General features: G+C 70.4%; 23 protein-coding genes and 2 pseudogenes. 6 read left to right on the top strand and 19 right to left on the bottom strand.

Annotated features, from left to right (window positions below; translation table 11 throughout):
* Nucleotides 1-171 precede the first annotated feature (171 nt).
* Both BGM09_RS23535 and BGM09_RS23530 read left to right on the top strand, forming a co-directional pair.
* Complete coding sequence (locus BGM09_RS23535) at nucleotides 172-1,434, top strand: helix-turn-helix transcriptional regulator (RefSeq protein WP_317452859.1); 1,263 nt, start codon at nucleotides 172-174, stop codon at nucleotides 1,432-1,434.
* Entirely contained in the window at nucleotides 1,431-1,949 is a 519-nt protein-coding gene (locus BGM09_RS23530) for an NUDIX domain-containing protein (protein WP_188283668.1), read from the top strand. The genes BGM09_RS23535 and BGM09_RS23530 overlap by 4 nt, the downstream gene beginning before the upstream one ends.
* 6 nt (nucleotides 1,950-1,955) lie before the next feature.
* Here BGM09_RS23530 and BGM09_RS23525 read toward each other — a convergent pair whose 3' ends face one another.
* The 5 genes and pseudogenes from BGM09_RS23525 to BGM09_RS23510 all read right to left on the bottom strand — a co-directional run bounded on the left by BGM09_RS23525 (nucleotide 1,956) and on the right by BGM09_RS23510 (nucleotide 5,559).
* On the bottom strand, nucleotides 1,956-2,396 hold the full coding sequence (locus BGM09_RS23525; protein WP_188283667.1) for a DUF5615 family PIN-like protein: 441 nt from the start codon (nucleotides 2,394-2,396) through the stop codon (nucleotides 1,956-1,958).
* A complete protein-coding gene (locus BGM09_RS23520) occupies nucleotides 2,396-3,028 on the bottom strand; it encodes a DUF433 domain-containing protein (protein WP_223187486.1) in 633 nt (210 codons plus the stop codon). Before BGM09_RS23520 ends, BGM09_RS23525 begins: the two co-directional genes overlap by 1 nt.
* Nucleotides 3,029-3,688: 660 nt before the next feature.
* Nucleotides 3,689-4,249 carry a DUF6907 domain-containing protein gene (locus BGM09_RS39210; protein ID WP_411158363.1) on the bottom strand — a complete coding sequence of 187 codons (561 nt, stop codon included), beginning with the start codon at nucleotides 4,247-4,249 and terminating at the stop codon, nucleotides 3,689-3,691.
* Nucleotides 4,232-4,616 (bottom strand): annotated as a pseudogene (locus tag BGM09_RS23515) (ATP-binding protein); the annotation flags it as partial. The pseudogene BGM09_RS23515 and the gene BGM09_RS39210, both read right to left, overlap by 18 nt.
* Nucleotides 4,617-4,818: 202 nt before the next feature.
* On the bottom strand, nucleotides 4,819-5,559 hold the full coding sequence (locus tag BGM09_RS23510) for a GntR family transcriptional regulator (RefSeq protein ID WP_188283666.1): 741 nt from the start codon (nucleotides 5,557-5,559) through the stop codon (nucleotides 4,819-4,821).
* An 83-nt stretch (nucleotides 5,560-5,642) separates the two neighbouring features.
* Between BGM09_RS23510 and BGM09_RS23505 the strand changes: the two genes are divergently transcribed.
* Both BGM09_RS23505 and BGM09_RS37955 read left to right on the top strand, forming a co-directional pair.
* Entirely contained in the window at nucleotides 5,643-6,737 is a 1,095-nt protein-coding gene (locus BGM09_RS23505; protein WP_188283665.1) for a DUF1152 domain-containing protein, read from the top strand.
* Between the two features lie 47 nt (nucleotides 6,738-6,784).
* Nucleotides 6,785-7,128: pseudogene (locus tag BGM09_RS37955) on the top strand (NUDIX domain-containing protein); the annotation flags it as partial.
* 309 nt (nucleotides 7,129-7,437) lie between these two features.
* Here the strand turns inward: BGM09_RS37955 and BGM09_RS23495 are convergent.
* From BGM09_RS23495 to BGM09_RS23485, 3 genes are read right to left on the bottom strand one after another with little or no spacing between them, the layout of a single operon-like run.
* A complete protein-coding gene (locus BGM09_RS23495; RefSeq protein WP_188283664.1) occupies nucleotides 7,438-7,944 on the bottom strand; it encodes an NUDIX hydrolase in 507 nt (168 codons plus the stop codon).
* A 54-nt stretch (nucleotides 7,945-7,998) separates the two neighbouring features.
* The gene (locus BGM09_RS23490; RefSeq protein ID WP_188283663.1) at nucleotides 7,999-8,799 is read right to left on the bottom strand and encodes a class I SAM-dependent methyltransferase; all 801 of its coding nucleotides are present in this window, start codon (nucleotides 8,797-8,799) and stop codon (nucleotides 7,999-8,001) included.
* Nucleotides 8,800-8,811: 12 nt separating this feature from the next.
* Entirely contained in the window at nucleotides 8,812-9,195 is a 384-nt protein-coding gene (locus tag BGM09_RS23485; RefSeq protein WP_188283662.1) for a winged helix-turn-helix transcriptional regulator, read from the bottom strand.
* Nucleotides 9,196-9,408: 213 nt separating this feature from the next.
* On the opposite strand from BGM09_RS23485, the gene BGM09_RS23480 reads away from it, so the two are divergent.
* Together BGM09_RS23480 and BGM09_RS23475 are read left to right on the top strand one after the other, a co-directional pair.
* Nucleotides 9,409-9,771, top strand: a complete 363-nt coding sequence (locus tag BGM09_RS23480) for a DoxX family protein (RefSeq protein WP_188283684.1) — start codon at nucleotides 9,409-9,411, stop codon at nucleotides 9,769-9,771.
* 242 nt (nucleotides 9,772-10,013) lie between these two features.
* On the top strand, nucleotides 10,014-11,216 hold the full coding sequence (locus BGM09_RS23475) for an ATP-grasp domain-containing protein (protein ID WP_317452858.1): 1,203 nt from the start codon (nucleotides 10,014-10,016) through the stop codon (nucleotides 11,214-11,216).
* Nucleotides 11,217-11,235: 19 nt separating this feature from the next.
* On the opposite strand, the gene BGM09_RS23470 is transcribed toward BGM09_RS23475, so the two are convergent.
* From BGM09_RS23470 to BGM09_RS38575, 11 genes are all read right to left on the bottom strand, one after another.
* Nucleotides 11,236-12,138, bottom strand: coding sequence for a YhjD/YihY/BrkB family envelope integrity protein (locus tag BGM09_RS23470; RefSeq protein ID WP_188283661.1), 903 nt, complete (start codon nucleotides 12,136-12,138; stop codon nucleotides 11,236-11,238).
* A gap of 145 nt (nucleotides 12,139-12,283) precedes the next feature.
* Nucleotides 12,284-13,186, bottom strand: coding sequence for a glycoside hydrolase family 25 protein (locus BGM09_RS23465; RefSeq protein WP_188283660.1), 903 nt, complete (start codon nucleotides 13,184-13,186; stop codon nucleotides 12,284-12,286).
* A 209-nt stretch (nucleotides 13,187-13,395) separates the two neighbouring features.
* Nucleotides 13,396-14,274: an NUDIX hydrolase gene (locus BGM09_RS23460; RefSeq protein ID WP_188283659.1), complete on the bottom strand. Its 879-nt coding sequence runs from the start codon at nucleotides 14,272-14,274 to the stop codon at nucleotides 13,396-13,398.
* An 88-nt stretch (nucleotides 14,275-14,362) separates the two neighbouring features.
* Nucleotides 14,363-17,098 carry a CHAT domain-containing protein gene (locus tag BGM09_RS23455; protein ID WP_188283658.1) on the bottom strand — a complete coding sequence of 912 codons (2,736 nt, stop codon included), beginning with the start codon at nucleotides 17,096-17,098 and terminating at the stop codon, nucleotides 14,363-14,365.
* Nucleotides 17,095-18,705, bottom strand: a complete 1,611-nt coding sequence (locus BGM09_RS23450; RefSeq protein WP_188283657.1) for a CATRA conflict system CASPASE/TPR repeat-associated protein — start codon at nucleotides 18,703-18,705, stop codon at nucleotides 17,095-17,097. Before BGM09_RS23450 ends, BGM09_RS23455 begins: the two co-directional genes overlap by 4 nt.
* A complete protein-coding gene (locus BGM09_RS23445; protein ID WP_188283656.1) occupies nucleotides 18,705-19,094 on the bottom strand; it encodes a CATRA system-associated protein in 390 nt (129 codons plus the stop codon). The genes BGM09_RS23450 and BGM09_RS23445 overlap by 1 nt, the downstream gene beginning before the upstream one ends.
* A 144-nt stretch (nucleotides 19,095-19,238) precedes the next feature.
* Entirely contained in the window at nucleotides 19,239-19,868 is a 630-nt protein-coding gene (gene kdpC, locus BGM09_RS23440; protein ID WP_188283655.1) for a potassium-transporting ATPase subunit KdpC, read from the bottom strand.
* Between the two features lie 51 nt (nucleotides 19,869-19,919).
* On the bottom strand, nucleotides 19,920-22,136 hold the full coding sequence (kdpB, locus tag BGM09_RS23435; protein ID WP_188283654.1) for a potassium-transporting ATPase subunit KdpB: 2,217 nt from the start codon (nucleotides 22,134-22,136) through the stop codon (nucleotides 19,920-19,922).
* Nucleotides 22,136-23,800, bottom strand: a complete 1,665-nt coding sequence (gene kdpA / locus BGM09_RS23430) for a potassium-transporting ATPase subunit KdpA (protein WP_188283653.1) — start codon at nucleotides 23,798-23,800, stop codon at nucleotides 22,136-22,138. The genes kdpB and kdpA overlap by 1 nt, the downstream gene beginning before the upstream one ends.
* On the bottom strand, nucleotides 23,800-23,889 hold the full coding sequence (gene kdpF / locus BGM09_RS23425) for a K(+)-transporting ATPase subunit F (protein WP_188283652.1): 90 nt from the start codon (nucleotides 23,887-23,889) through the stop codon (nucleotides 23,800-23,802). The genes kdpA and kdpF overlap by 1 nt, the downstream gene beginning before the upstream one ends.
* Complete coding sequence (locus tag BGM09_RS38575; RefSeq protein WP_262928406.1) at nucleotides 23,886-24,020, bottom strand: hypothetical protein; 135 nt, start codon at nucleotides 24,018-24,020, stop codon at nucleotides 23,886-23,888. Before BGM09_RS38575 ends, kdpF begins: the two co-directional genes overlap by 4 nt.
* Between the last annotated feature and the right edge of the window lie 321 nt (nucleotides 24,021-24,341).

Below are 24,341 nucleotides of genomic sequence, written 5' to 3'. Positions count from 1 at the left end.
GTACGGCGGACGGATTGGCAACGCACCGTTGCGTCACCAGGAGCAGCGGAGCACCCTCAGTAGACGACTGCGTGCTGCACGCAAGAGACTCCAGCGCGTGACCCCAAGTTGGAGTCAGGGGGCGGATGCGGGCCGTAGCCTCGGATCAGGCTGGTACGGAAGAAGGTGCTCGTGGCCGCTGCGGAGCGCGAACCGCGCGAGATCGTCGCGGGACTCCTCGCCGATCGTCGGCTGCTCGCCGCCTGCGCGGAGCGGGACATGGGCACGCTGTTCCGCCTGCTCAACCACCGTGGCATCAGCACGCGGCGCATCGCCGCGGCCGTCGACATCACCCAAGGCCGGCTCTACGACTACATGAACGGCAAGAGCCGGGTCGAGAAGCTGGCCATCTTCGAGCAGATCGCCGACGCCTTCCAGATTCCCGGTCACCTGCTCGGTCTGGCGAAGCGCCCTTGGGAACCTGCTGCCCCTTCATCGCCTGCTGCTGTCAGCGAGCCGCTTCCTGACGGCGACGACATGGCAGCCATGGACGCCTTCCGCACCGCCGACCGTCAGGCAGGAGGTGGGCGTCTCTACAGCGCTGTGCTCCGGCACTTACGGGACAACATCGGTCCGAGGCTGGTCGATGCCGACAGTACGGCGCAGGTGTTCGCCGTGGCCGCCGTACTTACCGAAATGGCGGGGTGGATGGCCCACGACTCGGGCCAGGACGCAGTGGCCGGGCGCCACTTCACCCGTGCCCTTCCCCTTGCTCATGCCTCCGGCGACACACCGCTCGCGGCCAGCATCGCGGCGAGCACCAGTCATCTCGCTCTCCAGACCGGCGACCCGGCCGCAGCCGTGCACTGGGCGAAGACCGGTCTCGACCTGGCGGAAGCCGGGCCGATCGTCCCGACCCTGATCGCTCGCCTCCACACCATGTCCGCCCGTGCTCTGGCTGCCGCCGGCCAGCCCACTCCGGCGCTGCGGGCACTCGGCCGCGCCGAGGAAGTTCTCGACAGCGCTTCGGAGGCGGAACGACCCTGGCTCAGCCCCTTCGACGCTGCCGCGCTGGCGCTCGAATCCGCTCTCGTACTGAGCGACCTCCGACGTCACGATGACGCTCGAACTCGTGCCGAACACGCCATCCGCCTGCGGGAGTCGAGCCGGGCGCGGTCGCTGGCCTTGAGCCGAATCACCCTGGCGGAGCTGCATCTACGGTGCGACGACGTCGAAGCTGCCGTGGCGGTCAGCCACGACGTCCTCACAGCGGACCCCAACCTCGGCTCGATCCGCGTGCTCTGCCAACTCGACGGTCTCCACACGGTGCTCGCCGTCCACCGCAGTCTTCCGCCAGTCCGCGCTCTGCTGCAGCGTTTTGACGAAACGCGTCGGGCGAGAATGCTCTTACTCGCCGACATCGTTCCCCCGCCCAGCAAAGGCGCCACCCCATGAGGCCCACCCCCGCCGACCCCGAAGCCTGGAACGCCTACCTCGCCGAAGGCAACGCCACCCAGGCCCGCAAACGCGTCTCCGCCGACGTCCTCCTCCGCGACGACCAGGGCCGCGTCCTCCTGGTGAAGCCCACCTACAAACCCGGCTGGGACCTCCCCGGCGGCATGGCCGAGGCCAACGAAGCCCCCGATGACGCGGCCCGCCGCGAACTCAATGAAGAACTGGGCCTCGACATCACCCTCCACGGCCTCCTGGTCGTCGACTGGGTCCCACCCCACGGCCCCTGGGATGACCAGCTCGCCTTCATCTTCAACGGCGGAGTTCTCACCCGGGACCAAATCGCTGAGCTCCGCCCCCACGACGGCGAACTGTCCGACACCGCCTTCGTGTCACTTCCCGAGGCCACACAGCACGTGAGTAGCCGCCTAGCCAGGAGACTTCGAGCAGCACTGGCGGCCCCGCCCATGCAACGGCCCGAATTGCTTCGCGACGGTGTGGGGGCGGTGGGGCCTTGACTGCGTCTATCGGGGCCAGTAATTCGGAGGCGACTTCGCCGGGTCGGTCAGGTCGAAACGGTGCTTGTTTGCCGGATTGAGGCCCTTGATATGCACTAACCGCTGTGCTTCTGCATCCTCCAGTTCGTGAACTATCAGCGGCATGGCGGCAATCACGGCTCCCATGGCTAGGCCAAGTCCCGCCATTCCCCTGTGGCCGTGACTGAACCGGATATGGTGCATTCCAGACTTCTTGATCGCAGCGACTTCCGACGGAATCTCCAGTTGGCGCCCGTCCTTGGTGAGGAACGCGTGAAAACCTTTGCGTGCGGCGTCGGGCAGCAGTGCGAGGTCTTTCTTGCCCGCCCATTTGATCTCGCTGACGTGACGAACCTCGTGATCAGGGAGGAGTCGCCTGAGCATTTCGAGCATCTGCACTGGGACGTTCTCGTCGATGAGAATTCGCATCAGGCAGCGCGTTGACCAGGGCTGTAGCTGTCAACGTAGAGGGCGAACGACATCGCATCGCGTGCCGCTTCTGGTGTTACCCCCGGGTAGTATTCGCCGATCTTTTCGGGCGGGACTCCGTCCTCCACCAGTTCTGCCACGGCGTCAAAGGGAACCCGGGTTCCAGTGATGACCGGTTGTCCGCCCTGCGTTTCGGGATCGACGCTGACGTTCTGCTTGGGCTGCAGCAGGTGGGGCACCACCACTCCAGGACGAGGCGCGAACTCTTGCAGAATGTCCGCCATGGTGGCGATGACTCGTTGGCCGGGATGTTTTACGAGGTCCGTCGCATGGTCTTCTCCTACGAGGACGATCGAGTCGCCGTCGGCCACGAGGGAGTAGCTCGAAAGGTGTCCGACCTCGCCGAATTTCTTCAGCGTTGCCAGGGCCTTGCGGATCTTCTGAAGAGACACGTCTTGGCGAAGGTGAGCGAAGGCGCGGAGTGCCAGCACGTCGCGGAACGAGTAAAGGGCCGGCTTGGTGGTCAGCTCTGGACGGAGTATCGGCCCGTTGCCACGGTCCTGGCGCCAGGACCGAAGCTGGCCCATGGTCGCACCGGACAGGGCTGCAGCCATGCGCGTCGAGTAAGCCATGAGGTCACGCCTCCCTTCGGTCCTTCGGCTCAGGTCTACTACCTCTTCCAAGCATCTCAGCTCAGCCTCACGCGCCGCTACCGAGCAGACGAAGCAGGTGCCTGGTACGCCCGTACGGGTGAAGGGGCGGCCAATTAACGGGCCGCTGGGAGGCACTGCGAGGGCTGGGAAGCTGTGTGCGATGGCGCCGAAAGGCTGGCCAGGCGATCCCCGTGCCATCGTGGTGCTGGGCTCTGGCTCTGATGTCCCCCGCCGTGGGCCAGGTTCAATAGCCCGTGAGCCAGCCGGGACCTGAAGGTTACTTCCGGACCCACGATCTGCTCCGGGTCGCCCGTCACGTCGAGGTCGCAGCTGCTGAATGCGTGAGCGATGCGTGAGCGGACGTGCACGCATCCAACGCTCGACGCTGGACGCGGCGGCAAGCCGGTGCCTGCTGACCCGCGGGTTTCGGATGGCTGCTTACTGCACCCCACCGCCCGGCATGCCCCGAGCAGGTCTTTTAATCCATTGGTTGTGGGTTCAAGTCCCACAGGGCCTACTGTTCAGCCCCAGGTCAGGAACACTTTGACCTGGGGCTGAGGCCGTTTTGACCCGTTTACGCCCGTGTGCTCGTGCCGCGCTCGCACGGCGCTGGCGGTCGGCCTCGGCGGTGAGGCGCTCTCACTCGTCGGCGGGGTGCTGCGCGGCCCAGTCCTCGCGGGCGGCGACGAGCGCGGGGCGTACCTTCGTGTCGAGGAGGTCGGCGTGCGCCCGTAACTTCGCGGCGACCTCGGCGAGCCCCTGGGGGTCCAGGGCCGGAATCCAACGTCCTACGGCGACATGAAGGTTGACCACCGGCATGCGGAGGCGGGCGTCCTCGTCGTACGGATTACAGTCGATGCTCCCTTCGAAAACCGCGTCTTCCTCCACTCCGTCCCATACGTCCGGAGCGGCCAGCGGCATCATGGGGCCTTCGAAGAGGCTCCGGTGGTTGATCTGCGTCAGCAGCGACGGGAGCAGATCCGGCGGCACGCCGACCTCGGTGGGGTCGTCCTCGGCCCATTCGGGAAGGTATCCGGACACCACAGCGCCGCCGTCGGTGGCGATGGTCCACGTCCCTGGCGCGGCCCACGGCGCTGGCTGTCGCCCGGCAGAGGCGTCAGGGCCGCCCACGGCGTGAGGCGATGCGGAGGAGTGCGGCTCGGTCACGGCCGCACCCTCAGGCGGCCAGGCGTCGGCCATGGTGAACGAAACGGCCGTTCCGCCGTACTGACTTGGCCGCACCTGCCAGGAATCCGACAGGGCGTCCACCAACCACAGGCCGCGGCCATGCTCCGAGTCCTCCAGAACCTCCGGGCGCTTGAGCATCTGCACCTTGAAGGGCGATCCCGGGTTGTGCACCTCGACGCGAAGGTCTGCCGTCTCGCGCCACCACTCGATTCACACGCCATGTGTCTTCTGACTCGCCGTAGAGGACCGCGTTGGTGATCAGCTCCGAGATCATCAGAACGCAGTCGTCGACGGAACACGCGAGTCCGTGGGGTTCAACGAAGTGCCGGAACCAACGACGCGCCCGGCCCACGGACTCCGGGATCGGAAAGAGCGTCATCGTCCCGTTCGGCTCCGGGCTCGTGTCGGAGCCGTGGGGATCGGCTGTGACGTCATTCATCGGGTGTACTCCTTTTGCGCATGCCGATTCGGCCAAGGCGGCGCTCGGCGCGAGTTCCGCACAAGTGGCCTTAGCCACTTAGTGGATAGTGGCATTAGCCACTTGCGGTGCGCAAGCGGTTCGGCACACACGGTGTCGTACGTCAGGTCAGTTCGTAGCCCTGCTCGAACGCCCACCGGTCCGGAGGGTATGTGGCCTCGGCGAACTCCAAGGGCCGGTCCTGCGCGTCATAGACGACGTGATGTACGACGAGAACCGCCGTCGCCGTCTCCAGCCCCAGGTCCGCGGCCTCCTCCTCTGTCGCCGCGCGGGCGCACATCCGGTCCTCCGCGTAGCTTCCCCGTCGACCCGTGGCGCGCTCGACGTACAGGAGCGTTCCTTCCCGGATGCGTTCCGGATTCAGGAGCTTCGGGGCCTGCTGTCCGACGTCGGCCGCGAACCAGGATGTGGACAGCGTGATCGGCCCGGTCTCGTTGTTGGTCACGCGCCGACGCTGGACGACTCTGTGGTCGTTCGCCAGTCCCAGTGCCGTCGCGACATGCTCCTGGGCCTGCGACCACGCGGCCAAGGTGATCACGGCGTATTCGCCGGGTGTGTAGATGTGCCCGGTCTGGCGCGCCCGTCCGTACAACTCCCTTGCTCGCCGGTTGACTTCGAGACCCCGCACGTACGTGCCCGAACCCTGCCGCTTCTCGACCAGGCCCTGGCTGCTCAGCGCCTCCAGTGAGCGGGCGGCTGTTGGGCGAGACACGTTCCACGAGGCCGCGAGCTGCCGTTCCGAGGGCACCTCGTCGCCGGGCCGCAAGTCGCCGCGCAATATCTGATCGCGGATATGGTGCGCGATCTGGAGGTACTTCGGCTGAGCCTCCTCGATCTGCGGCATCAGGTCTCCTCTTGTCCACAAGTGGCTATTACCTCTGGCCACTATAGGTGAGTGGCCAACCCTGAGGCTCGTACGCTGGCCGCATGACGCGGTTGATCGTGGCAGCCGGCGGCGGGGGCGACGCGGTCGCCGCCGCGGTGGTGGACGCCGCTCTCTACGGCGGTGACGAGCCTGCCGTGATCCTCACGTACGCGTGGGACCGCCTGATCGTCGATCCCGTGCCGGGGCCCCGCGGGGCGGCGGATTTCAGGGACCTTCGGCGGCTTACGCACAGCGTCTGGGCGGTTCCCGCCGACGCGAGGCCCGTCGCGCCCGCCGGTTCCACGCTACCGCGGCTCGCGGCGGAGCTGACCTACACGTTCGCTCTCATGGACCCGCATCGCGGCGCCGAAGGCATGACACGTCAACTGGACGAACTGATCGCGGAGTTCTCCCCGTCGACCGTCGATCTCCTGGACGTCGGGGGCGACATCCTCGCGCGCGGTGACGAGCCGGGGCTGAAGAGTCCACTCGGGGACGCGCTCTCTCTCGCGGCCTGTGCTCGGGTCGACGTGCCGATCCGCCTGCTGGTGGCCGGACCCGGTCTCGACGGGGAGATCCCGGCCGATGTCCTCCGCGACCGCCTGGGCTCCCGCGTTCTTACGCTTACGGCCGAGCAGGTCGAGCCCGTCAGCGCCGTACTGGAATGGCATCCCTCCGAGGCCACCGCCATGCTGGCCGCCACGGCCCGAGGCATTCGCGGCCTCTGCGAAGTCCGGGACTCCGGGCTGCCCGTCCCGCTCACCGACGAGGGACCGGCCGTCTACGAGGTCGACTTGGGGGAGGCGGTCGAGCGCAACGAACTGGCTCGCGCGGTCCGCGCCACGACGAGCCTGGCTGAAGCCGAGCGGCACAGCCGCGAGGTCTGCGGCTTCTCGGAGATCGACTACGAGCGTGCCAAGGTCCAACGGCTTTCCGACCGGACGTCCGTGGCGTTCGACGATGCCGCCGTCCTGGCCCGCGTCGCCCACATCGCGGCAGCGGCCCGTGCCCAGGGCGTCACTTATACGACCTTCCGCCGCCTCACCGAAGCCCTCGGACTGCCCGGCACCCAGCGCCGCGACCTCCGCGCACTCCTGATCTCCTCCCACCCGGAGGGCTACACGCCACCCCTGTGGCACTTCGGACCCCAGGGGTAAGCAACAGTCGCCGACCTCACTCGCGCCCTGCGGAGGTGACCGTCCCCATGAAGCCCAGCCCCGCCGACCCCGAAGCCTGGAACGCCTACCTCGCCGAGGGCAACGCCACGTAGGCCCGTAAACGGGTCTCCGCCGACGTCCTCCTCCGCGATGAGGAAGGCCGGGTCCTGCTCGTGAAGCCCACCTGCAAACCTGGCCGGGACCTCCCCGGCGGCATGGCCGAGGCGAACGAAGCCCCGGATGATGCGGCACGCCGCGAACTGAGGGAGGAACTGGGCCTCGACGTCACGTTCCACGGCCTTCTCGTCGTCGACTGGGTTCCCCCGCACGGCCCTTGGGACGATCACCTCGCTTCATCTTCGACGGCGGCCCACACGACGCCGATCACTCGGCCGTCCTCGGTGAAGGGCGGGGCTCGGGGCCTCGCGCCTCGGGGACTAGCGGCGGAAGGGGGAGAAGGGGATGGGGCTGCTGGACGTCGTCCCAGGGGCGGATGGAGGCAGTGGAGGGGAGGGCGCGGAGGCGTTCAGGGGCCACGTCGGGGCCGGGTCACCTGGCGGCCGGAGGCGCGTATCGCGTCGAACAGGACCGTGGAGTCGACGGGGGAAGGGTGCCCCGAGCCCGCTCCGGTACGGGGACGGGTGCGGGGTCAGGGGCCCTTGACGGAAACCGTGGGGAATCGGTAGCCGTACGGGAAGCGTCACATACCAGGCGCCCCGCCGCCCACGGCGCGGTAGCGGGCGAACGCCTCGCGCCCGTCGGGCACGAACTCCGGCCGCTGGACGAGGACTTCGAGCTCGGAGGCGGTCAGCCAGGTGTGCCAGGGGACTTCGTACGGGTCCGGCCGGATCGCCGTGGTGACGACGGTCTCGTGGAGGCCGAGCCAGTAGGGGCTGATGGCCCCCGCGCAGAGGAACTTGAGGACGAGGCGCGGCGCGGACCGCACGCCCAGCTCTTCCAACAACTCGCGGGCCGCCGCCTGTTCGTACGACTCGCCGACGTCGGCGGCGCCGCCGAGGAGCCAGTTGTACTGGCCGGGGAAGCGGGAAGAGCCGTGCGGGCGGCGGTGCACGAGGAACCGTCCGTCCGGGTCGCGGCACACGATGGTGGCGACGCGGTGCAGCCAGCCCTCACGGATCGCCTCCGCCCGGTCGACGACTGCCAGGACGCGGTCCTGTTCGTCGACCCGGTCGACCAGTTCACTCATACGACGTCACGCATACGACTTTCACGCATACGACGGCCCGCACGCGGCACGCGCTCAGCGGAGGGTGAAGACGGCCACGTCGTAGCGCTCGTCGACCGGGGCCGGGTCGTCGTACGGCTCGCGGTCGGCCGCCGCGGCGAGGCGGTCGAGGCCGGAGGAGAACTGAGCTGGCGTCAAGAGGTCGAATTTCGACTGGGGTTGGGTCGTCATACGGGCGTGGTAGTCGCGCAGGCTCCGGGTCACGGGCTGGGTGAAGGAGCGGATCTCGCGCACGTCGAAGCCGGCGGCGGTGAATGCGGCCGTGACGTCGTCCATGGCCGGGAAGCGGAGGGCGTCGGTGGCGCGCAGGGGAGGCCAGTAGTCGTAGACGACGGCGTCCAGGCGCTCCTTGAACGTGGTGCGGACGACGACCGTGCCGCCGGGGCGCAGGACGCGGGCGAGTTCGCGGGCGGCGGCGGCGCGGTCGGGGAAGTGGTGGATCACCCGGGAGAGCAGGGCGAGGTCGAAGGCGTCGTCGGCGGCGGGCAGCGATTCGGCGGTCCCGTGCGCGTACCGCACCGCCGGGTGCGGATGGTGCCGCCGGGCCTCGGACAGCATGGCCTCGGAGGCGTCCACGCCCAAGACGTTCGCGCCGTCGATCCATTGGGCCATCGCCGCCGCGAACATCCCGGTCCCTGAACCGACTTCGAGCACGTCGGGCGCGGGGCGGTCGCCGGAGGCGGAGGCGCCGGAGGCGGCGGCGGAGCCGACGTAGGAACCGATCAGGCCGACCCATGCGCGCAGGGCCTCGTCGGGCATCTCGTTGCCCGACTCGTAGGAGCGGGCGAGCCGTTCGTCGTCGTAAGCACGCTTCATGCGGAACCGTCCTCAGAGTTGGCGGGCCGCGTCGTCGTACGCGGCCTGACTCCGCTCGATCGCCGGGTTGTTGTCGACGGCCCACTCGGCCAGGGCCACGGCGGGGGCGATGAGCGTGCGGCCCCGGGGGGTCAGCTCGTACTCGACGCGGGGCGGGACCTCGGGGTAGACGGTGCGGGAGACGAGACCGTCGCGTTCGAGGTGGCGCAGGGTGCGGGTGAGCATGCGCTGGGAGATGCCGGGGACGCGCTGCTGGAGCGCGGTGAAGCGCAGGCGCTCGCCGTCGAGGGTGGCGACGACCAGCAGCGTCCACTTGTCGCCGACGCGGTCGAGGATGCCCCGGATCGCCCGGCCGCCGTCGCCGCGGATGAGGCAGGAGTGACGGTACTTCGACACCGGCGCCCTCCGTCGCGTGTCCGTGTCCGTGTCCGTGTGCGTGTGCGTGCGCATGTCCGTGTGCGTGTCCGTGTGCGTAAGGCACACCCGTGTGCCTTTTGTAAGCGTCTCCATGGTCACCGATCATGTGCTTACTTACAAGTCGTAACCATCGTAACCATCGTAACCATCGTAACCATCGTGACCATCGTGACCATGACGGAGGACGCACCCATGGAGACCGCCTACTGGATCCTCGCCGGACTGCTCGCGGCCTTCTACCTCTACGCGGGCGGCAAGAAGACCGCGCAGAGCAAGGAGCGGCTCGCGCCCATGATGGGCTGGGTCGACACCGTCCCGATGCCCGCGGTCCGCGCCATCGGCGCCGTCGAGATCCTGGGCGCCGCCGGGCTGCTGCTCCCGCCGCTCACCGGCGTCGCCCCCGTCCTCGCGCTGGTCGCCGCGCTCGGCTTCCTCGTCCTCCAGGTGCTGGCCACCGCCCTCCACCTCTCCCGCGGCGAGGCGAGGGTCACCGGCCTCAACATCGCCCTCATCGCCCTCGCGGCCGTCACCGCCTGGCTCGCCACCGCCTGGTGACCCTGGGGGCGTGCCACCGTCCCGGCCGGTGATGTTGGCGAGTTGAAGCGGGTGGGAAATGTGGGCGTCATAGTCCGGGGTTAAGGTGCGCTCACACATGATCGGGGAAAGGCGCGCGGCCTGGGGGTTCCAGGGCCGTCGGCGGCTTGCGCCCGCATGGTCGGACGGCGGGCTCCGGGGGTTCGCGCGGAGGGCGAAGGAGTATCGCGATAGCACTTCGGATATGGCTCAGCAGCGCGGGGGTGGCCACGACCCAGGTGATGGGGATGCTGCGCGACAACCCGGACGCGGTGGACGTACGGATCTACGGGACCAATGTGCTGCGGGACGCGCCGGCGCTCGCGGCGTGCGATGTGGGGGAGTCGGAGCCGCGGTACGTCGGTGACGACGAATACGCCGCCTTCGCGGTCGAGTTCTGCCGACGGCACGCGATCGACGTCCTCATCCCGCCCAGACGGCTGGCGGCGCTCGCCGGGCGGGCGGAGGAATTCGCGGCGGTCGGTACGCGGTTGATGTGTTCGCCGCCCGAGGCGGTCGACGTGCTGACGAGCAAGGGCCGTACGTACGAGGCCGCGCGGGCGGCCGGGGTGCCGGTGCCGCCGTGGCGCGTGGTGTCGGACGCCGAGGGATTCAGGTCGGCGGTAGGGGAGTTGGGGGAGACCGGGGAGCGGATTTGCGTCAAACCCGCCGGTGAGTTCTCGGCGTTCGGCTTCCGCATCCTGGAGGACCGGCCGCTGCGGCTGAAGGACCTGCTGGCCGCGCCCGTACCGCTGGCGTCGGTCGCCTCGGTGGCGGGCGCGCTGAAGCGGGCGGCGGACGAGGGCGAGACCGTACCCGAGTTCCTGGTGATGCCGTATCTGGACGGGCCCGAGGTCAGCGTGGACTGCCTGTCGGCTCCCGGCGGCGCCATGCTCACCGGCATCGCCCGCTCCAAGCAGGGGCGTTACCGGCTGCTGCTGGACGATCCCGCGCCTGTCGCCATCGCGCGGCGGCTGGTCGGGCACTTCCGGCTCGCGTATCTCTCCAACGTCCAACTCCGGTACCGCAAGGGCCGACCGGTGCTCCTTGAGGCCAACCCCCGTGCTTCGGCGGGCATTTTCCAGACCGCCTTCACCGGGGTGAACCTGCCGTGGTCGGCGGTACGGCTGCTGCTGCGCGGCGACGCGGGCGCGCTTCCGGCGCCACGGCTCGGCGGCCGGATCGCGATCACGGAGAGCGCGACGGAGATGGCGGCGGCCGTCCAACTCCCGGAGCCCGCACCGCCACTCCCAGAACCCGCGCCGCTGAACGAACCCGCATCGCTCCCAGAACCCGCGCCGCTCCCCGAGCCCGTACGCGTCCTCACCGGCATCGACGGCGCCCGCAGCGCCGCCCTGCGCACCGCCGCACGGGACACCGCCCAACCCCCGCCGCTCCTCGGCGAAACGGCCACCGCGGCCAGCTAGAACGACACCTGAGGCGTCGTCAGTCGATCGTCCCGCCCGACCCGTCCGACCGCCACAGCACACCAGGCGCCGTCTCCTTCGGCTCCTCGTACCACCCTTCCGGCCGCTGCGGCCGGGGAATCTCGCCGCCCCGCCGCAGCATCCGCCCGTCCCGTACGTGCCGCCCGAGCAGGGCGCCGCCGAAGACGACGAAGCCGACGCCGACCAGCCAGGTGACGACGGTGAGCACGGTCCCGACGGGGCCGTACGTCACGGCGTTGGAGACGATCATCGGGGCGAAGAAGAGGTGCGAGAAGAGCCGGAGGCCCGCGAGGCCGAGCATGGTGAACACGGCGCCGGGCAGCGCGGTACGGACGTCCACGCCGCCGCCGAGCAGGAAGCGCTGGCCCCAGGCGAAGAAGACGACGCCGAGGACGAAGGTGAGGACGATGCGTACGCCGCCGCGCAGCAGCCCGCTGCCCATGAGCGCGGCGCTCTGCGACTCGCAGAACAGATAGCCGGTGAGCACCGCGAGCCACACCGCGCGCCGCACGTCGCGGTGCCAGGGCCCGGACGGCAGGTCCCAGATCTTGCGGTAGCCGGTCTCGACGCTCGCCACGAAGGTGAGGCCGAAGTAGGCGAGCGAGGCCAGGCTCCACGCGCTGGTGGCGCTCAGGACGTTGCGCGGCGCCGCGAACAGGCTGCGGACGCTGTGCGAACCGTCCGCGTTCAGGCCCATGCCGTCGACGACCCACTGCGCGAAGCCGGGCCGGTTCTCCCACGGCGTCGCGGCGGCGACCACGACCAGCAGCGGCATCAGCGTGACGAAGCCGAGCGCGGCGAAGCCCATCGAACGGTGCATCAACTCTATGTGGGTGGCCTGCTTCCACAGCCGTCCCGGCGCGGACCGCTTCCAGGCAGCCGTCAGTCCAGCCATGGCCATGGTGTCACCTTCCCCCGCAGCATCACCGCTTGTGGATACCTGGCGGAGCACCCCGCGCGCAACTCGGGCCCCACAAAGCGCCGTTACGGGACACCGAATCGGGACAAGTGGCAGGGGCGGGCCCGGGGGGCGGGACCGCCGGGAGCTATTCCGGGACCGCGTCCGCCGCCACCGCGTCGTCGATGGCCTGGTGCACCTTCGACACCAGGGTGTCCGTGTCCAGCGCCGGATTCGCGGTGGCCAGCGCCTGCGCCAGGGTGTTGACGGTGGCGGTGAGCGCGCTCAGCCGCGTGATCAGCGTCCTGACGTCGGCGTTGGTGCCGCGCAGATAGCTGTACGCGTCGTGCGGGTCGACCTTGCCGTTGAGCTGGCCCTTGTAGGCCCACAAGTCCTTGGGGTCGGGCATGTCGTCCTCCGGGGTGCCGCTCGCCCACGCGCGCAGGGCGGCGGGGGAGAGATAGGCGAGATTACGGTCGATGGGGGTGCTGGTGAACTGCCAGAACAGCGGGTGCAGTCCGGACGGCGACGGCTGCGGGCGCTTCTCCGCGTCGGCGTACGACATGGCGCCCGCCGGATACGCCGGGTACCACAGGAAAGCCGAATTCGCGGGCAGGTGCTTGGCCGCGATGTCGTCGGCGGAGGTGTAGACGCCGACGCGCTGTCCGGGGAACGCCTTCTGTACGGCGGTGATCCAGGTCTGCGCGTAGGCGCGGATCTGGGCCGCGGTACGGCCCGAGTAGTTGGCGCCGTCCGAGCGGCGCTCCAGGTCCAGGACGTGCAGGAAACCGCTTCTGGCATGGGACTTCACGGCGGCGACGTAATTGGCCGCCTCCGTGGCCGCGTTCTGGTTCGGCCAGCCGAAGTGGTAGGCGCCCGGCACGAGTCCGGCGCCGATGATGCCCGCGATGTGCGTGGCGAATCTGCTGTCCTTGGTGTGCTCGCCCTCGCTCGCTTTGGCGAAGGCGAAGGTGATGCCGCTCCTGGCCAGGGACTTCCAGTCCTGATTGCCCTGGTACGACGAGACGTCGAGACCGCGAGACGTCGGCATGAGCCCTCCGGGTGGTCGTGGCGGGGCAGGCGTACAGTCCACCGTCACTCGCGGTGTCCGCGCAAGCGGAACGGGAAATGCCGCCGGACCAGAAGGCGTACGGCGCAAGGGCTCGCGCCGGGCGCACTCCGCCGGTGACGTCGCTCACCGCCCGTCACACCACACGCCTCACGTCACGTCTTGCCTCATACGTCACAGGTATGCGCGCGTCAGCCGCCCGGCCGCTCCAACAGCCCGCGCGCCGTAGCCAGTCCGTACGCCGACAGCGTGTAACCGTCCGAGATCGCGCCGTCCACCAGCATGGCGTGGAACGCCTCGGGGGTCAGCGCCAGCCGCCGGGCGATGCCCTCCTCCAGCGCGCCCTCGTCCGGCTCCTCGCTGAAGTCGTCCGCCTCGACGCGCGCGAGGTACAACTGGTCGGCGACCGCGCTCAGTCCGGAGTCCGAGGCGAAGGAGCCGAGGTGCACGACCTCGCGCACCTCGCAGCCCAGCTCCTCGCGGGCCTCGCGCCGCGCGGTCGCCTCGCCGCCCTCGCCCGCTTCGCCGAAGCCGCGCGGGATCTCCCAGTGCCAGGCGCGGGTCGCGTGCCGGAAGTGGTGCAGCAGGACGATCCGCCCGTCGCTGAGCACGGGCAGCGCGGCGGCCCCGCCGATCGCGGTGTCGCCCACCGCGCGGATGTACGTACCGAGCCGCCCGCTCCTGAACCGGACCGCGTCGCGCACCAGCCGCAGATACGGGTCCCGGTAGACCACGCCGATGTCCCCGACGTCCTCCGACAGGCCGAAGGCGACCGCCGACTCGGCCGTCTGCCGGGTCACTTCGTCCTGGTCCGCGCCGTCGAGCAGGATCTCGACGGCCGCGCCGGGCGGATTCTCGAACAACTCGGGCCGCATGGACCGCAGTTCGTCGTACGCCGCCAGCCGGGCGCGGCGCCGCTCCCGGACCCGGTCGGCCTCCCGGGCGGCGGCCCCCTCCGTACCCCCGGAAGCACCGCCGGAGCCACCCCGGGAACCGCTGCCGGAACCACCCCCGGAACCACCGCTGTCCGAGCCGCTGCCGCCCGACGTCCCGTCCTCGGCGATGCCCATCCCCGTCTCCTGCCCCGTCGTCGGTGATCGTCGCTGTGTCGGTCGTCGGCTTGTCGCCCGTCGCCCGTCGCCCGGCCCGATCATAGGTTCACAAGTACAGCGCCAGCGGCAGGCGTTCGACGCGCGCGGCGAGCCCGTCGTACGACTCGATGTCCTCCCGGTAGTGCCGGTGCAGGGTCTCGACGACGTCGAAGACGCCGGTTCCGGCCGGCCCCGGGCCCAGCACGCGGCGGCTCTCGCGCAGCAGGGCGCGCACGGTGGCGACCATCGTGGTGTCGAGGACCTTCCACAGCGGAACGCCGATCGCGCCCGCGCCGCTGACCATCAGCGACCGCATGAAGCCCAGCACGTCGCCGCCGTCCGAGCGCATGCCCTGGCCCGCGAGGCACGCGCCGAGCACGGTCAGCTTGTTGCGCGGCAGGCTCAGGTGCAGGGCGAGGTCGAACTGCGTGAGGACGTCCTCCTGGCCGAGGTTGAGCAGCGGCCCCGCGCCCTCGGCGGTGTCCACGTACGTGCCGTGCCCGGCGTAGACGAAGAACTCGGGCTTGCACTCCACGAGCGCCGCCACCCCCGACCAGTCGGCCGGGTGCCGCTGCGCGGGCCCCGGGGCCGTGGCGGGGTCGGGGAAGCCGCCGAAGACGTCACCGGCCAGCACGATGTGCTCCGGCGGCCATCCGGTGCCGACGACCTCGCGGCCCGTCGCGTGCGCGTCGGTCACCAGCAGCGCCGCCAGATCGTCGTCCCGCTCCGCCAACTGCCTTTTGAGCAGGTGCCGTCCACGGGTCACGAAGGCCGCGACGCTCACCGAGTGCGACAGCGGTACGCGCGCCGCCAGCGGCCGGTCGTCGCCGCGCTCGGCCGCGACATGCAGCGGCATCGCGAAGAGGTCGTCGGTCGGGATGAGCGTGAGATGCGTCAACGGGCCTCCGCGCGTGGCGTGTTCCCAGACCGGCGCGATCAGCAGGTCCCAGATCCGGTGGCAGGTCTCGGCGCCGGGCGCGCCCGCCTCCAGGTCGGCGGTCACCTCCCGCGCCAGCGCGGTCACGTCGTCGTACGGGACGGCGGGCAGCAGCGTCAGCAGGCCCTCGCGGCACACCATGACCCCGAGCCGGTCCCCGACGGCGGCGCCCGCACCGCCGTCGCGGCGCACCCCGTCCGGCGCCGCGTAGCTGAAGTACCGCACCACGCACGACCCTTGGTGGTTGAGGGTGTACTGCACGAGCTGGTGGGCGATGTCCTCGTCGTGCGTGGCCGAGGTGAGCGGATGCTGGAGGAACCACTCCTCGTACTCCTGCTCGCGCCGCACGATCAGCGTCCGCAGCCGCTCCGCCTCCTCGTCCGCCAGGGTGCCGGGAGCGGCCCGCCGTCCCGTACCCGGCGGCGGCTCCGATCCGGACTCCCTTGTCTCGGCGCCCGCCTGACGGGCCGTCGGCGGCGCCAGCAACGGCGGCCGGGAGGAGCCGAGCAGGTCGAGCAGTTCGCGCCCCGAGGACTCCTCGACCAGCGACAGGATCTGCTCCAGATTCTCCCGCGACCCGTCGCCCGTCTCGACCCGCGCCGCGACGGCCTGGAGGTACGCGGGCCGCATGTGCCGCGCGTAGGCCCGCTTGTAGACCGGCAGCGCGACGGCGCCGCGTACGGTCCTGGCCATGGTCAGGCGGCGGTCCAGGACGTCGGCGGGACGGCTGTCCTCGGGGAGCCGCCCGGCCACCCGCGCGTAGCCGCGCACCGTGTACGCGTAGAAGTCGACGTCCATCCCGGTCTGGCGGCCGATGCCGCTGTCGTCCCGCTCCAACTCGTCGAGCATCGACGCCAGTTCGGCCAGCCCTTCGGGGCCGCCCCTCCTGATCGCGAGATTCTGCCGGGCGATCCGGGCGCCGCGCGCCCAGGGCTGGTCGAGCAGGTCCTCGTAGTACGCGACGGCGTTCGCGGGATCGCACTGCGCGCTCAGATTCGCCGACTGGGCGACCCGGTAGGAGTCGCCGAGGGCCCGGCTGACCGCCAGCGACTCGCCGATGACGTCCAGCGCCCGGCCCGCGTCGCCGTCCTGCCGCACCGCCGTCGCCAGATTGTGCAGGGCGTTCGCGTAGCCGCGCAGGAACTCCCGGTGCCGGGGCGGCGCGTCGGGCGAGGCGGGCAGCGCGATCCCGAACTCCCGTATCCCGGCGCGGATATCGGCGCACAACGCCTCCAACTCCGGTACGAGGCCGTGCGCGTCGGTTCCTCCCTGGCGGTCGCGCGCGGTCTGGCTGCGCTCCTCGAAGGCGGCGCGCGCCTGATTGCTCCGCAGGTCGGGCAGTACCCACCACAGCCCGGCCGCCGCAGCCGCGCGCACAGCCGTACCGAAGGCGATCCTGGCCGGGGTGAAGTCGCCCAGCCGGTACCGGATACGGCCGGCGCCGTCGTACCAGCGGGCCACCGCGTAGGAGGCGAATTCGTCCGGCGCCTGCTCCAGGCGCGCCAGCAGCCCTTCCGCGTCGGCCCTGGACGCGTCGATGAACTGGAGGCCGGTCAGCGGCTCGTACGCCATGTCCGCCCGGACGATCTCGCACCAGTACGCGCCGACGCGCCGCGCGGTCGTCCGCGGGCCGCCGCCGGGGGCCGGGCTGTGCGCGTCCGCGAGCCGCAGCATGCCGACGGCGTCGGACTGGCGCATGGGGATGTCGAAGTCGACGTCGAAGCGGGCGATCAGATCCTCGACGTCCAGCGTCTCGACGAAGGCCCGGATGGCGGAGGAGGCGGATTCCCCGCCGGGGGCCGACGCGGCCTCGGGGCCGGGCTCCCGCCCTAAGGCGCCTTCTGGGGAGGGTGCTGCGGATGTCATGGGAAACCTCGGTGCCGTCGGGTGAGCCAGCGGGATGCGCCGTACGCGATCAGCCCCGACACCACGGCGCAGGGCAGTGTCACGGCGACGGGGAGCGGTCCGAGGTCGAGGTGGCGGCGGACCAGGACGGTCACCAGCCAGCACAGGGACGCGCCGACCAGCCCGGCCGCCCAACTGACCAGCCACGCGTAGGAGGTGGTCGCCCTGACGCCCGCCCAGCGCAGCACGGTCAGCGGCAGCGCCAGGGCGAGCGCGGTGAGCACGGCGATGGCGGGCGACTGGAGGAAGCGGGAGAGCGGTACGTGGTACGAGAACGACTGGACGGCGGCGAGCGCGGTGGCCGCAGCGCCCAGCACCGAGCCCTGGATGAGCGTCAGCTTCCCGCGCCGGTCGTCGAAGGCGCGGTCCACGATGGTGGTCGCCAACGCCCGTGCCGCCTCGGCGCGTTCACGGGTCGTCTCCAGATACACCTGGTCGCTCTCGGCCTGTTCGATCAGCGCGCCGGCCGCCGCGAGGTCGGCCTCGGGCCAGGACGGGCCGGGGCCCTGGCGGTGGACGACGGGCGCGTGGATACGCATGTTGGCGGCGGCGATGGCGACCGTACGGCTCAACTGCCGCAAGCCCGTGATCGTCCACGTCATGCCCTGCGCGCCGAGCTGCGTCCCGTCCAGCAGCGCCGCCGCGCGCAGCACCCGGCCGAGCGCGATCGGCTGCCCGGCGGCTGCGGGCTCCAACTCCCGCAGCAGCTCGCGCGTGTGACGGTCACTCACCTCGACTCGTACATGCACCGGCTCGTCGGCCGCGTACTGCCGTGCCTCGTACCGCAGTTTCGAGGCGTGCAGCAGATAGCGGGTCAGCGGTCGCAGTCCGCTCTCACCGTCCACGGCCCACGCCCAGGCGTCCAACTCGGCCTCCAGCGCGGCCGGGGCGAGCACGTAGAGGTGGGAGACGGCGTCGTGCGCCGGGTCCTCGTCGGGCCGCCATACGTCGAAGCCGTGGTCGGTACGGTCGAAGCCGCGCCACCAGGCGCCGTCGCCGTCGCCGCCGGAGCCCGAGGCCGTACCGCCGGAGCCTGAGCCCGTACCGCCGGAGCCCGGTCCCGGCACCGGCGGACCGTACCGGCGTATCTCCTCGCACACCGTCCGGTCGTTCACGCCGACGGTGCGCCGGCGCAATGCCTCGAAGACGCGGAATTCGCCGAGGATTCCGTCCGGCGGGGGCCCGGCGCGCGGCCGTCCGGTGCTCGCGACCGCCGTGTTCCATTCGGTCAGCAGGTCATTCCACTGTTCGAGGCCGGAATGGGTGTCATTCGGGGCGAGGAGCGCGATCAGACCGACGGTGTCGTGTTCCGCGAAGACGAAGGCGGAGTGAACGGAGGTGCCACCGCCGCGTTCGGCCGCCGCGAGGATTTCCAGGTCCTTCGTATGGCCGGGAACGGCCGGTAAACGGCCCGCCGGAAACGGAAGTCCGGTAATCGGCGATGTCATGCCGAGCGCTTGGCATGCCTTCCAGAGATCGTTGAGATAGGCGTGGGCGGATTCGTCGTCGGCGGGGCCGGCGGGGGCGAAGCAGGCGATGAGCAGGGCCGGTTTGACGATGCCGCGCATCAGGTTGCGGGTCCTGTCGCGGACGGCCCGCCGCCGGGCGAGGGGCCAGCCGAGGGCTCAGCCGAGGAGCCGGCCGAGGAGCCCGTCGAAGGGCCGGCCGCCGGGCCCCGGTCCTCCCTGCTCAGGTCAAGCGTGAGCCGCCGCACCAGGATGTTGCGCTGCTCGCGCTGCCGCTGCGGGATGAAGGACTTCACCGGGCCGGGACGCGCCAGCGCGCGCCGCGACTCCTCCAGCGCCTGGAGCGCGCCGAGCGCGTCGCGTACGCCCTCCTCGCTCCCGTCCGCCAGCGCCGTGCTCAACCCGTCCAGCGCGGCCCCCACCGCACGCCATTCCTCCGAGGTCAGCAGCCAGTCCTCAATGGCCTCGACCCGCCCGAGAACGCTCCGCACACTGAGCCGGTCCGTGATGGCCCTCCCCCTGCCCCGGGAATGCGAAAGCCCGGAAAGCCCCCCGGCACGCGCATCCGTTTCGGCGGAAGCGTATACCGGAGGGCTGACGGCGCACCCGGGAAATACCCCGAACGCGTAGGGAGTTCAGTGCCGCGCCGCCAACGCCCGATTGAGGTCGAGGACATTGACGTGCTTCTGGCCGAGAAAGCCCAGCTCGCGCCCCGACACATGGCCGGCGACCAACTCGCGTACCGCGTCGGCGGAGAGCCCCCGGGCCTTGGCGACCCGGTTCACCTGCTCGTACGCGTACGCGGGCGAGATGTCCGGGTCCAGGCCCGAGCCCGAGGCGGTCACCGCGTCGACCGGGACCGAGGCCGGATCGACCCCGTCGAAGGCGGCGACGTCCTTGCGGCGCTGCTCGATCGTCTTGACCAGGTCCGGGTTGTTGGGCCCGAGGTTGGACGCGCCGGAGGCCAGCGGGTCGTAGCCGCCGGCCGACGGCCGCGGCTGGAACCACCGGGGGTCCGGGCGGGCCGCCTCGTCGGCGTCGTCGGGGTTCTTCTTCGGCAGGTCGAAGCTCTGCCCGAGCTGCCGGGACCCGACGACGTGGCCGTTCTGCGTGACCTCGGAGCCGTTCGCCCTGCCGCTGAAGGCGACTTGGGCGACGCCCGTGACGGCCAGCGGGTAGACGACCCCCGCGATCACGGTCATCAGCAGCAGAATGCGGAGCGCCGAGAGGTGTCTGCGGACCGCGCTGGAGTGGAACGTGAACATCGTGTCGCACCGTCCTTTCGTGAAGAGATGTCGCTCGCCCGGAGGCGGCGGTCAGCGCAGTCCGGGGATGAACTGGATGATCAGGTCGATGAGTTTGATGCCGACGAACGGCAGGGCGAGGCCGCCGAGTCCGTAGACCCAGATGTTGCGGTTGAGCAGGGCGGCGGCGGACGACGGCCGGTAGCGGACACCGCGCAGCGCGAGCGGGATCAGCGCGATGATGATCAGCGCGTTGAAGATGATCGCGGAGGCGATGGCCGACTGCGGGCTGTGCAGGCCCATGACGTTGAGCTTGTCCAGGCCCGGATAGGCGACGGTGAACATCGCGGGGATGATCGCGAAGTACTTCGCCACGTCGTTGGCGATCGAGAAGGTCGTCAACGCGCCACGGGTGATGAGCAGTTGCTTGCCGATCTCGACGATCTCGATCAGCTTGGTGGGGTTGGAGTCCAGGTCCACCATGTTCCCGGCCTCCTTGGCGGCCGAGGTGCCGGTGTTCATGGCCACGCCGACGTCGGCCTGAGCCAGCGCGGGCGCGTCGTTCGTCCCGTCGCCGGTCATCGCGACGAGCTTGCCGCCCGCCTGCTCCCGTTTGATGAGCGCCATCTTGTCCTCGGGGGTGGCCTCGGCGAGGAAGTCGTCCACGCCCGCCTCCTCCGCGATGGCCTTGGCCGTCATCGGGTTGTCGCCGGTGATCATGACCGTGCGGATGCCCATCGTCCGCAGCTCCGCGAAGCGTTCGCGCATCCCGGCCTTGACGACGTCCTTGAGGTGGATCACCCCGAGCACGGTCGCGGTCGTCGTCTCGCCACCCGTCCCGCCACCCGTCCCGCCGTCGCGGCGCACGATCTCGCCGACGACCAGCGGGGTGCCGCCGCTCGCCGAGATGCCGTCCACGATCTCGCCGACCTCGGGGGTCGGCTGTCCGCCCGCGTCGCGGATCCACCGGATGACGGCGGAGGCCGCGCCCTTGCGCAACGACCGCTGGCCGCCGTCCTCGACGAGGTCGACGCCGCTCATCCGGGTCTGCGCCGTGAACGGCACGAACTCCGCGTGCGGCAGCTCCCCTTCGGCCCGCGCGCGCAGCGCGTACCGCTCCTTGGCGAGCACGACGATCGACCGGCCCTCGGGCGTCTCGTCCGACAGCGACGAGAGCTGCGCCGCGTCGGCCAGCCGGCCGATGTCGGCGCCGCCCAGCGGCAGGAACTCGGCGGCCTGCCGGTTGCCGAGGGTGATGGTGCCGGTCTTGTCGAGCAGCAGGGTGTTGACGTCGCCCGCCGCCTCGACGGCCCTGCCCGACATGGCCAGCACATTGCGCTGCACCAGCCGGTCCATGCCCGCGATGCCGATCGCCGACAGCAGCGCCCCGATGGTGGTCGGGATGAGCGCCACGACCAGCGCGACGAGGATCACGATGGACTGCTCGGCGCCCGCGTAGATCGCCATCGGCTGGAGCGTGACGACGGCCAGCAGGAACACGACGGTGAGCGAGGCCAGCAGGATGTTCAGCGCGATCTCGTTCGGCGTCTTCTGCCGTGACGCGCCCTCGACCAGGGCGATCATCCGGTCGATGAACGTCTCGCCCGGCTTGGAGGTGATCTTGACGACGATACGGTCGGACAGCACGCGGGTGCCGCCCGTCACCGCCGACCGGTCACCGCCCGACTCCCGGATGACGGGGGCCGATTCACCGGTGATCGCGGACTCGTCCACCGACGCGATGCCCTCGACGACGTCACCGTCGCCGGGGATGATCTGCCCGGCCTCGACCACCACGTGGTCCCCGAGCCGGAGTTCGGCGGCGGGCACGGGCTCCTCGGCGACGGCCCCCGTGGACCCACCGGCGGAAGTGGCCTGGCTTTCAGCGGAAGTGCCCTGCCCATGGCTCCAGTTGACCAGCCGGCGCGCCACCGTCTCGGTCTTCGTACGCCGCAGGGTCTCCGCCTGCGCCTTGCCGCGGCCCTCGGCGACGGCCTCCGCCAGATTGGCGAAGACCGCGGTCAGCCAGAGCCACGCGGTGATCACCCAGGCGAAGATGCTCGGGTCCTTGATCGCGGAGAGCGTGGTCAGCACCGCGCCCGCCTCGACCACGAACATGACCGGGTTCCTGGCCATGACGCGCGGGTCGAGCTTGCGGCACGCGTCGGGCAGCGAGATCAGCAACTGCCGGGGATCGAGCAGCCCGCCGGAGATCCGGTGCGACGGCTGCGCCGCCGCGGCGCCCCGGCCCCCCGAGGGGGACGGCGGCGTGTCAGTGGTGACGGACATCAGTGCAGACCTTCCGCGAGCGGACCCAGCGAGAGTGCGGGGAAGTAGGTGAGGCCGACGACCACGATGATCACGGCCGTGAGCAGGCCGACGAACTGCGGCCGATGGGTGGGCAGCGTGCCCGCGGTGACGGGCACCGGCTGCTGTCTCGCCAGCGAACCGGCCAGCGCCAGCACGAAGATCATCGGCAGGAAGCGGCCGAAGAGCATCGCCAGACCGAGCGCGGTGTTGTACCACTCGGTGTTGACGCTGAGGCCCGCGAACGCCGAGCCGTTGTTGTTGGCGGCGGAGGTGAAGGCGTACAGCACCTCGGAGAAGCCGTGCGGACCGGAGTTGAGCATCGCGGCGCGCTCGCCGGGCAGCGCCATCGCCGTACCGGTGCCGATCAGGACGACGGCGGGCGTGGCCAGGATGTACAGCGACGCGAATTTCATCTCGCGCGCCCCGAGCTTCTTGCCCAGGTACTCCGGCGTGCGGCCGACCATCAGCCCGGCCACGAACACCGCGATGATCGCGAGGACCAGGATGCCGTAGAGACCGGAGCCGGTACCGCCGGGCGCGATCTCGCCGAGCATCATGTTGAAGATCGTCATGCCGCCGCCGCCCGGCGAGAACGAGTCGTGGAAGGAGTTGACGGCGCCGGTCGAGGTCAGCGTGGTCGAGGCCGCGAAGAGCGTGGACGCCCAGATCCCGAACCGCTGTTCCTTGCCCTCCATCATCCCGCCGGCCGCGTGACCGGCCGAACTGCTCACGCTGTGCAGCTCGTTGACGGTGATGAGCGCGACCGACGCGGCCCAGATCAGGCCCATGACGGCGAGGATCGCGTACCCCTGGCGGTGGTCGCCGATCATCTTGCCGAAGGTGCGCGGCAGCGAGAAGGAGATCACCAACAGCAGGTAGATCTCCAGGATGTTGGAGATCCCGTTGGGGTTCTCGAAGGGGTGGGCGGAGTTGGCGTTGTAGAACCCGCCGCCGTTGGTGCCCAGTTCCTTGATGACCTCCTGCGAGGCCACCGGGCCGCCGGTGACCGACTGCTTGTCGCCGATCAGCGTGGTGATCTCGTGGATGCCGTGCAGATTCTGCACCGCGCCCGCCGCGACCAGCACGATCGCGAAGACGAACGCCATCGGCACCAGCAGCCGTACGACGATCCGCGTCAGGTCCACCCAGAAGTTGCCGACGCGGTCCGTCCTGCGGCGGGTGAAACCGCGGATGAGGGCGGCGACCACGGCGATGCCGACGGCGGCCGACACGAAATTCTGCACCGCCAGACCCGCCATCTGGACCAGGTGACCCATCGTCACCTCGGCGGAGTACGACTGCCAGTTGGTGTTCGTCACGAACGAGGCGGCGGTGTTGAACGCCTGGTCGGCCTTGACCGGCGCGAAGCCCAGCGACAGCAGCAGGTGGTTCTGGAGCCGCTGGAAGGCGTAGAGGAAGAGCACGGACACCACGGAGAACGCCAGCACGCCCCGCAGATACGCCGACCACTTCTGGTCCGCGTCGCCGTCGACGCCGCCGAGCCGGTAGATGCCGCGCTCGACGCGCAGGTGTTTGGTGGTGGTGAGGATGCGGGCCATGTAGTCGCCCAGCGGGCGGTAGGTCAGCGCCAGTGCCGCGATCAGGACGGTGATCTGGAGCCAGCCCGCGAGAGTGTCGTTCACTAGAACTTCTCCGGGAAGATCAGGGCGAGCACGAGGTAGACGAGCAGGCAGGCAGCCACGACGAGGCCGACGACGTTCTCGGCGCTCACAGCTTCTCGACCCCCTTGACCACCAGGGCGAGCACGGCGAACACCGCGATCGTCACGAGGACGAAGACAACATCGGACATGGGCGAGAACCCCGGATCGTGTGGAGAGGCGAACGGAAGGACATCGCTCATGAGACGGCCTGACCGGGGCCCGTCCTGCGCTGTTAACGCTTCCCTGGCGCGGCGGACGGCCACGTTGACACCGTCTTGACGGCGCGGGCCGTGTCCTGCCGGGTTCTGCCGGGGTGTACGGCCGCGCCGCAGGTCAGCGGGGCGGCGCGCGAACGATTACGGCAGCCGGGTGAGCCGCGGCGGTCCGGCGCCGGGGTCGTGGGGGCCCGGAGGCACGGCGGTCCGGAGGCCCGGAGGCCCCGCGTCAGCGTCGCGTCAAGACCGTGGACGGGGGCGTCAGGGCCACGTCAACGCCGGCCGCGGGGCCGCAGGGCGTCCGTA

Source organism: Streptomyces sp. CBMA29, from assembly GCF_014596445.1.
In the GTDB taxonomy this organism is placed as follows: Bacteria; Actinomycetota; Actinomycetes; order Streptomycetales; family Streptomycetaceae; genus Actinacidiphila.
The sequence above is the reverse complement of the archived record's forward strand: the minus strand, read 5'-3'. Positions and strand labels throughout refer to the sequence as shown.

Excerpts from the sequence above, each read along its gene's own strand:
- BGM09_RS23530 (WP_188283668.1), top strand. The coding sequence starts at position 1,431 with ATGAGGCCCACCCCCGCCGACCCCGAAGCCTGGAACGCCTACCTCGCC.
- BGM09_RS23525 (WP_188283667.1), bottom strand. The coding sequence starts at position 2,396 with ATGCGAATTCTCATCGACGAGAACGTCCCAGTGCAGATGCTCGAAATG.
- BGM09_RS23520 (WP_223187486.1), bottom strand. The coding sequence starts at position 3,028 with ATGGCTTACTCGACGCGCATGGCTGCAGCCCTGTCCGGTGCGACCATG.
- BGM09_RS39210 (WP_411158363.1), bottom strand. The coding sequence starts at position 4,249 with ATGGCCGACGCCTGGCCGCCTGAGGGTGCGGCCGTGACCGAGCCGCAC.
- BGM09_RS23510 (WP_188283666.1), bottom strand. The coding sequence starts at position 5,559 with ATGCCGCAGATCGAGGAGGCTCAGCCGAAGTACCTCCAGATCGCGCAC.
- BGM09_RS23505 (WP_188283665.1), top strand. The coding sequence starts at position 5,643 with ATGACGCGGTTGATCGTGGCAGCCGGCGGCGGGGGCGACGCGGTCGCC.
- BGM09_RS23495 (WP_188283664.1), bottom strand. The coding sequence starts at position 7,944 with ATGAGTGAACTGGTCGACCGGGTCGACGAACAGGACCGCGTCCTGGCA.
- BGM09_RS23490 (WP_188283663.1), bottom strand. The coding sequence starts at position 8,799 with ATGAAGCGTGCTTACGACGACGAACGGCTCGCCCGCTCCTACGAGTCG.
- BGM09_RS23480 (WP_188283684.1), top strand. The coding sequence starts at position 9,409 with ATGGAGACCGCCTACTGGATCCTCGCCGGACTGCTCGCGGCCTTCTAC.
- BGM09_RS23470 (WP_188283661.1), bottom strand. The coding sequence starts at position 12,138 with ATGGCCATGGCTGGACTGACGGCTGCCTGGAAGCGGTCCGCGCCGGGA.
- BGM09_RS23465 (WP_188283660.1), bottom strand. The coding sequence starts at position 13,186 with ATGCCGACGTCTCGCGGTCTCGACGTCTCGTCGTACCAGGGCAATCAG.
- BGM09_RS23460 (WP_188283659.1), bottom strand. The coding sequence starts at position 14,274 with ATGGGCATCGCCGAGGACGGGACGTCGGGCGGCAGCGGCTCGGACAGC.
- BGM09_RS23455 (WP_188283658.1), bottom strand. The coding sequence starts at position 17,098 with ATGACATCCGCAGCACCCTCCCCAGAAGGCGCCTTAGGGCGGGAGCCC.
- BGM09_RS23450 (WP_188283657.1), bottom strand. The coding sequence starts at position 18,705 with ATGCGCGGCATCGTCAAACCGGCCCTGCTCATCGCCTGCTTCGCCCCC.
- kdpC (WP_188283655.1), bottom strand. The coding sequence starts at position 19,868 with ATGTTCACGTTCCACTCCAGCGCGGTCCGCAGACACCTCTCGGCGCTC.
- kdpB (WP_188283654.1), bottom strand. The coding sequence starts at position 22,136 with ATGTCCGTCACCACTGACACGCCGCCGTCCCCCTCGGGGGGCCGGGGC.
- BGM09_RS38575 (WP_262928406.1), bottom strand. The coding sequence starts at position 24,020 with ATGAGCGATGTCCTTCCGTTCGCCTCTCCACACGATCCGGGGTTCTCG.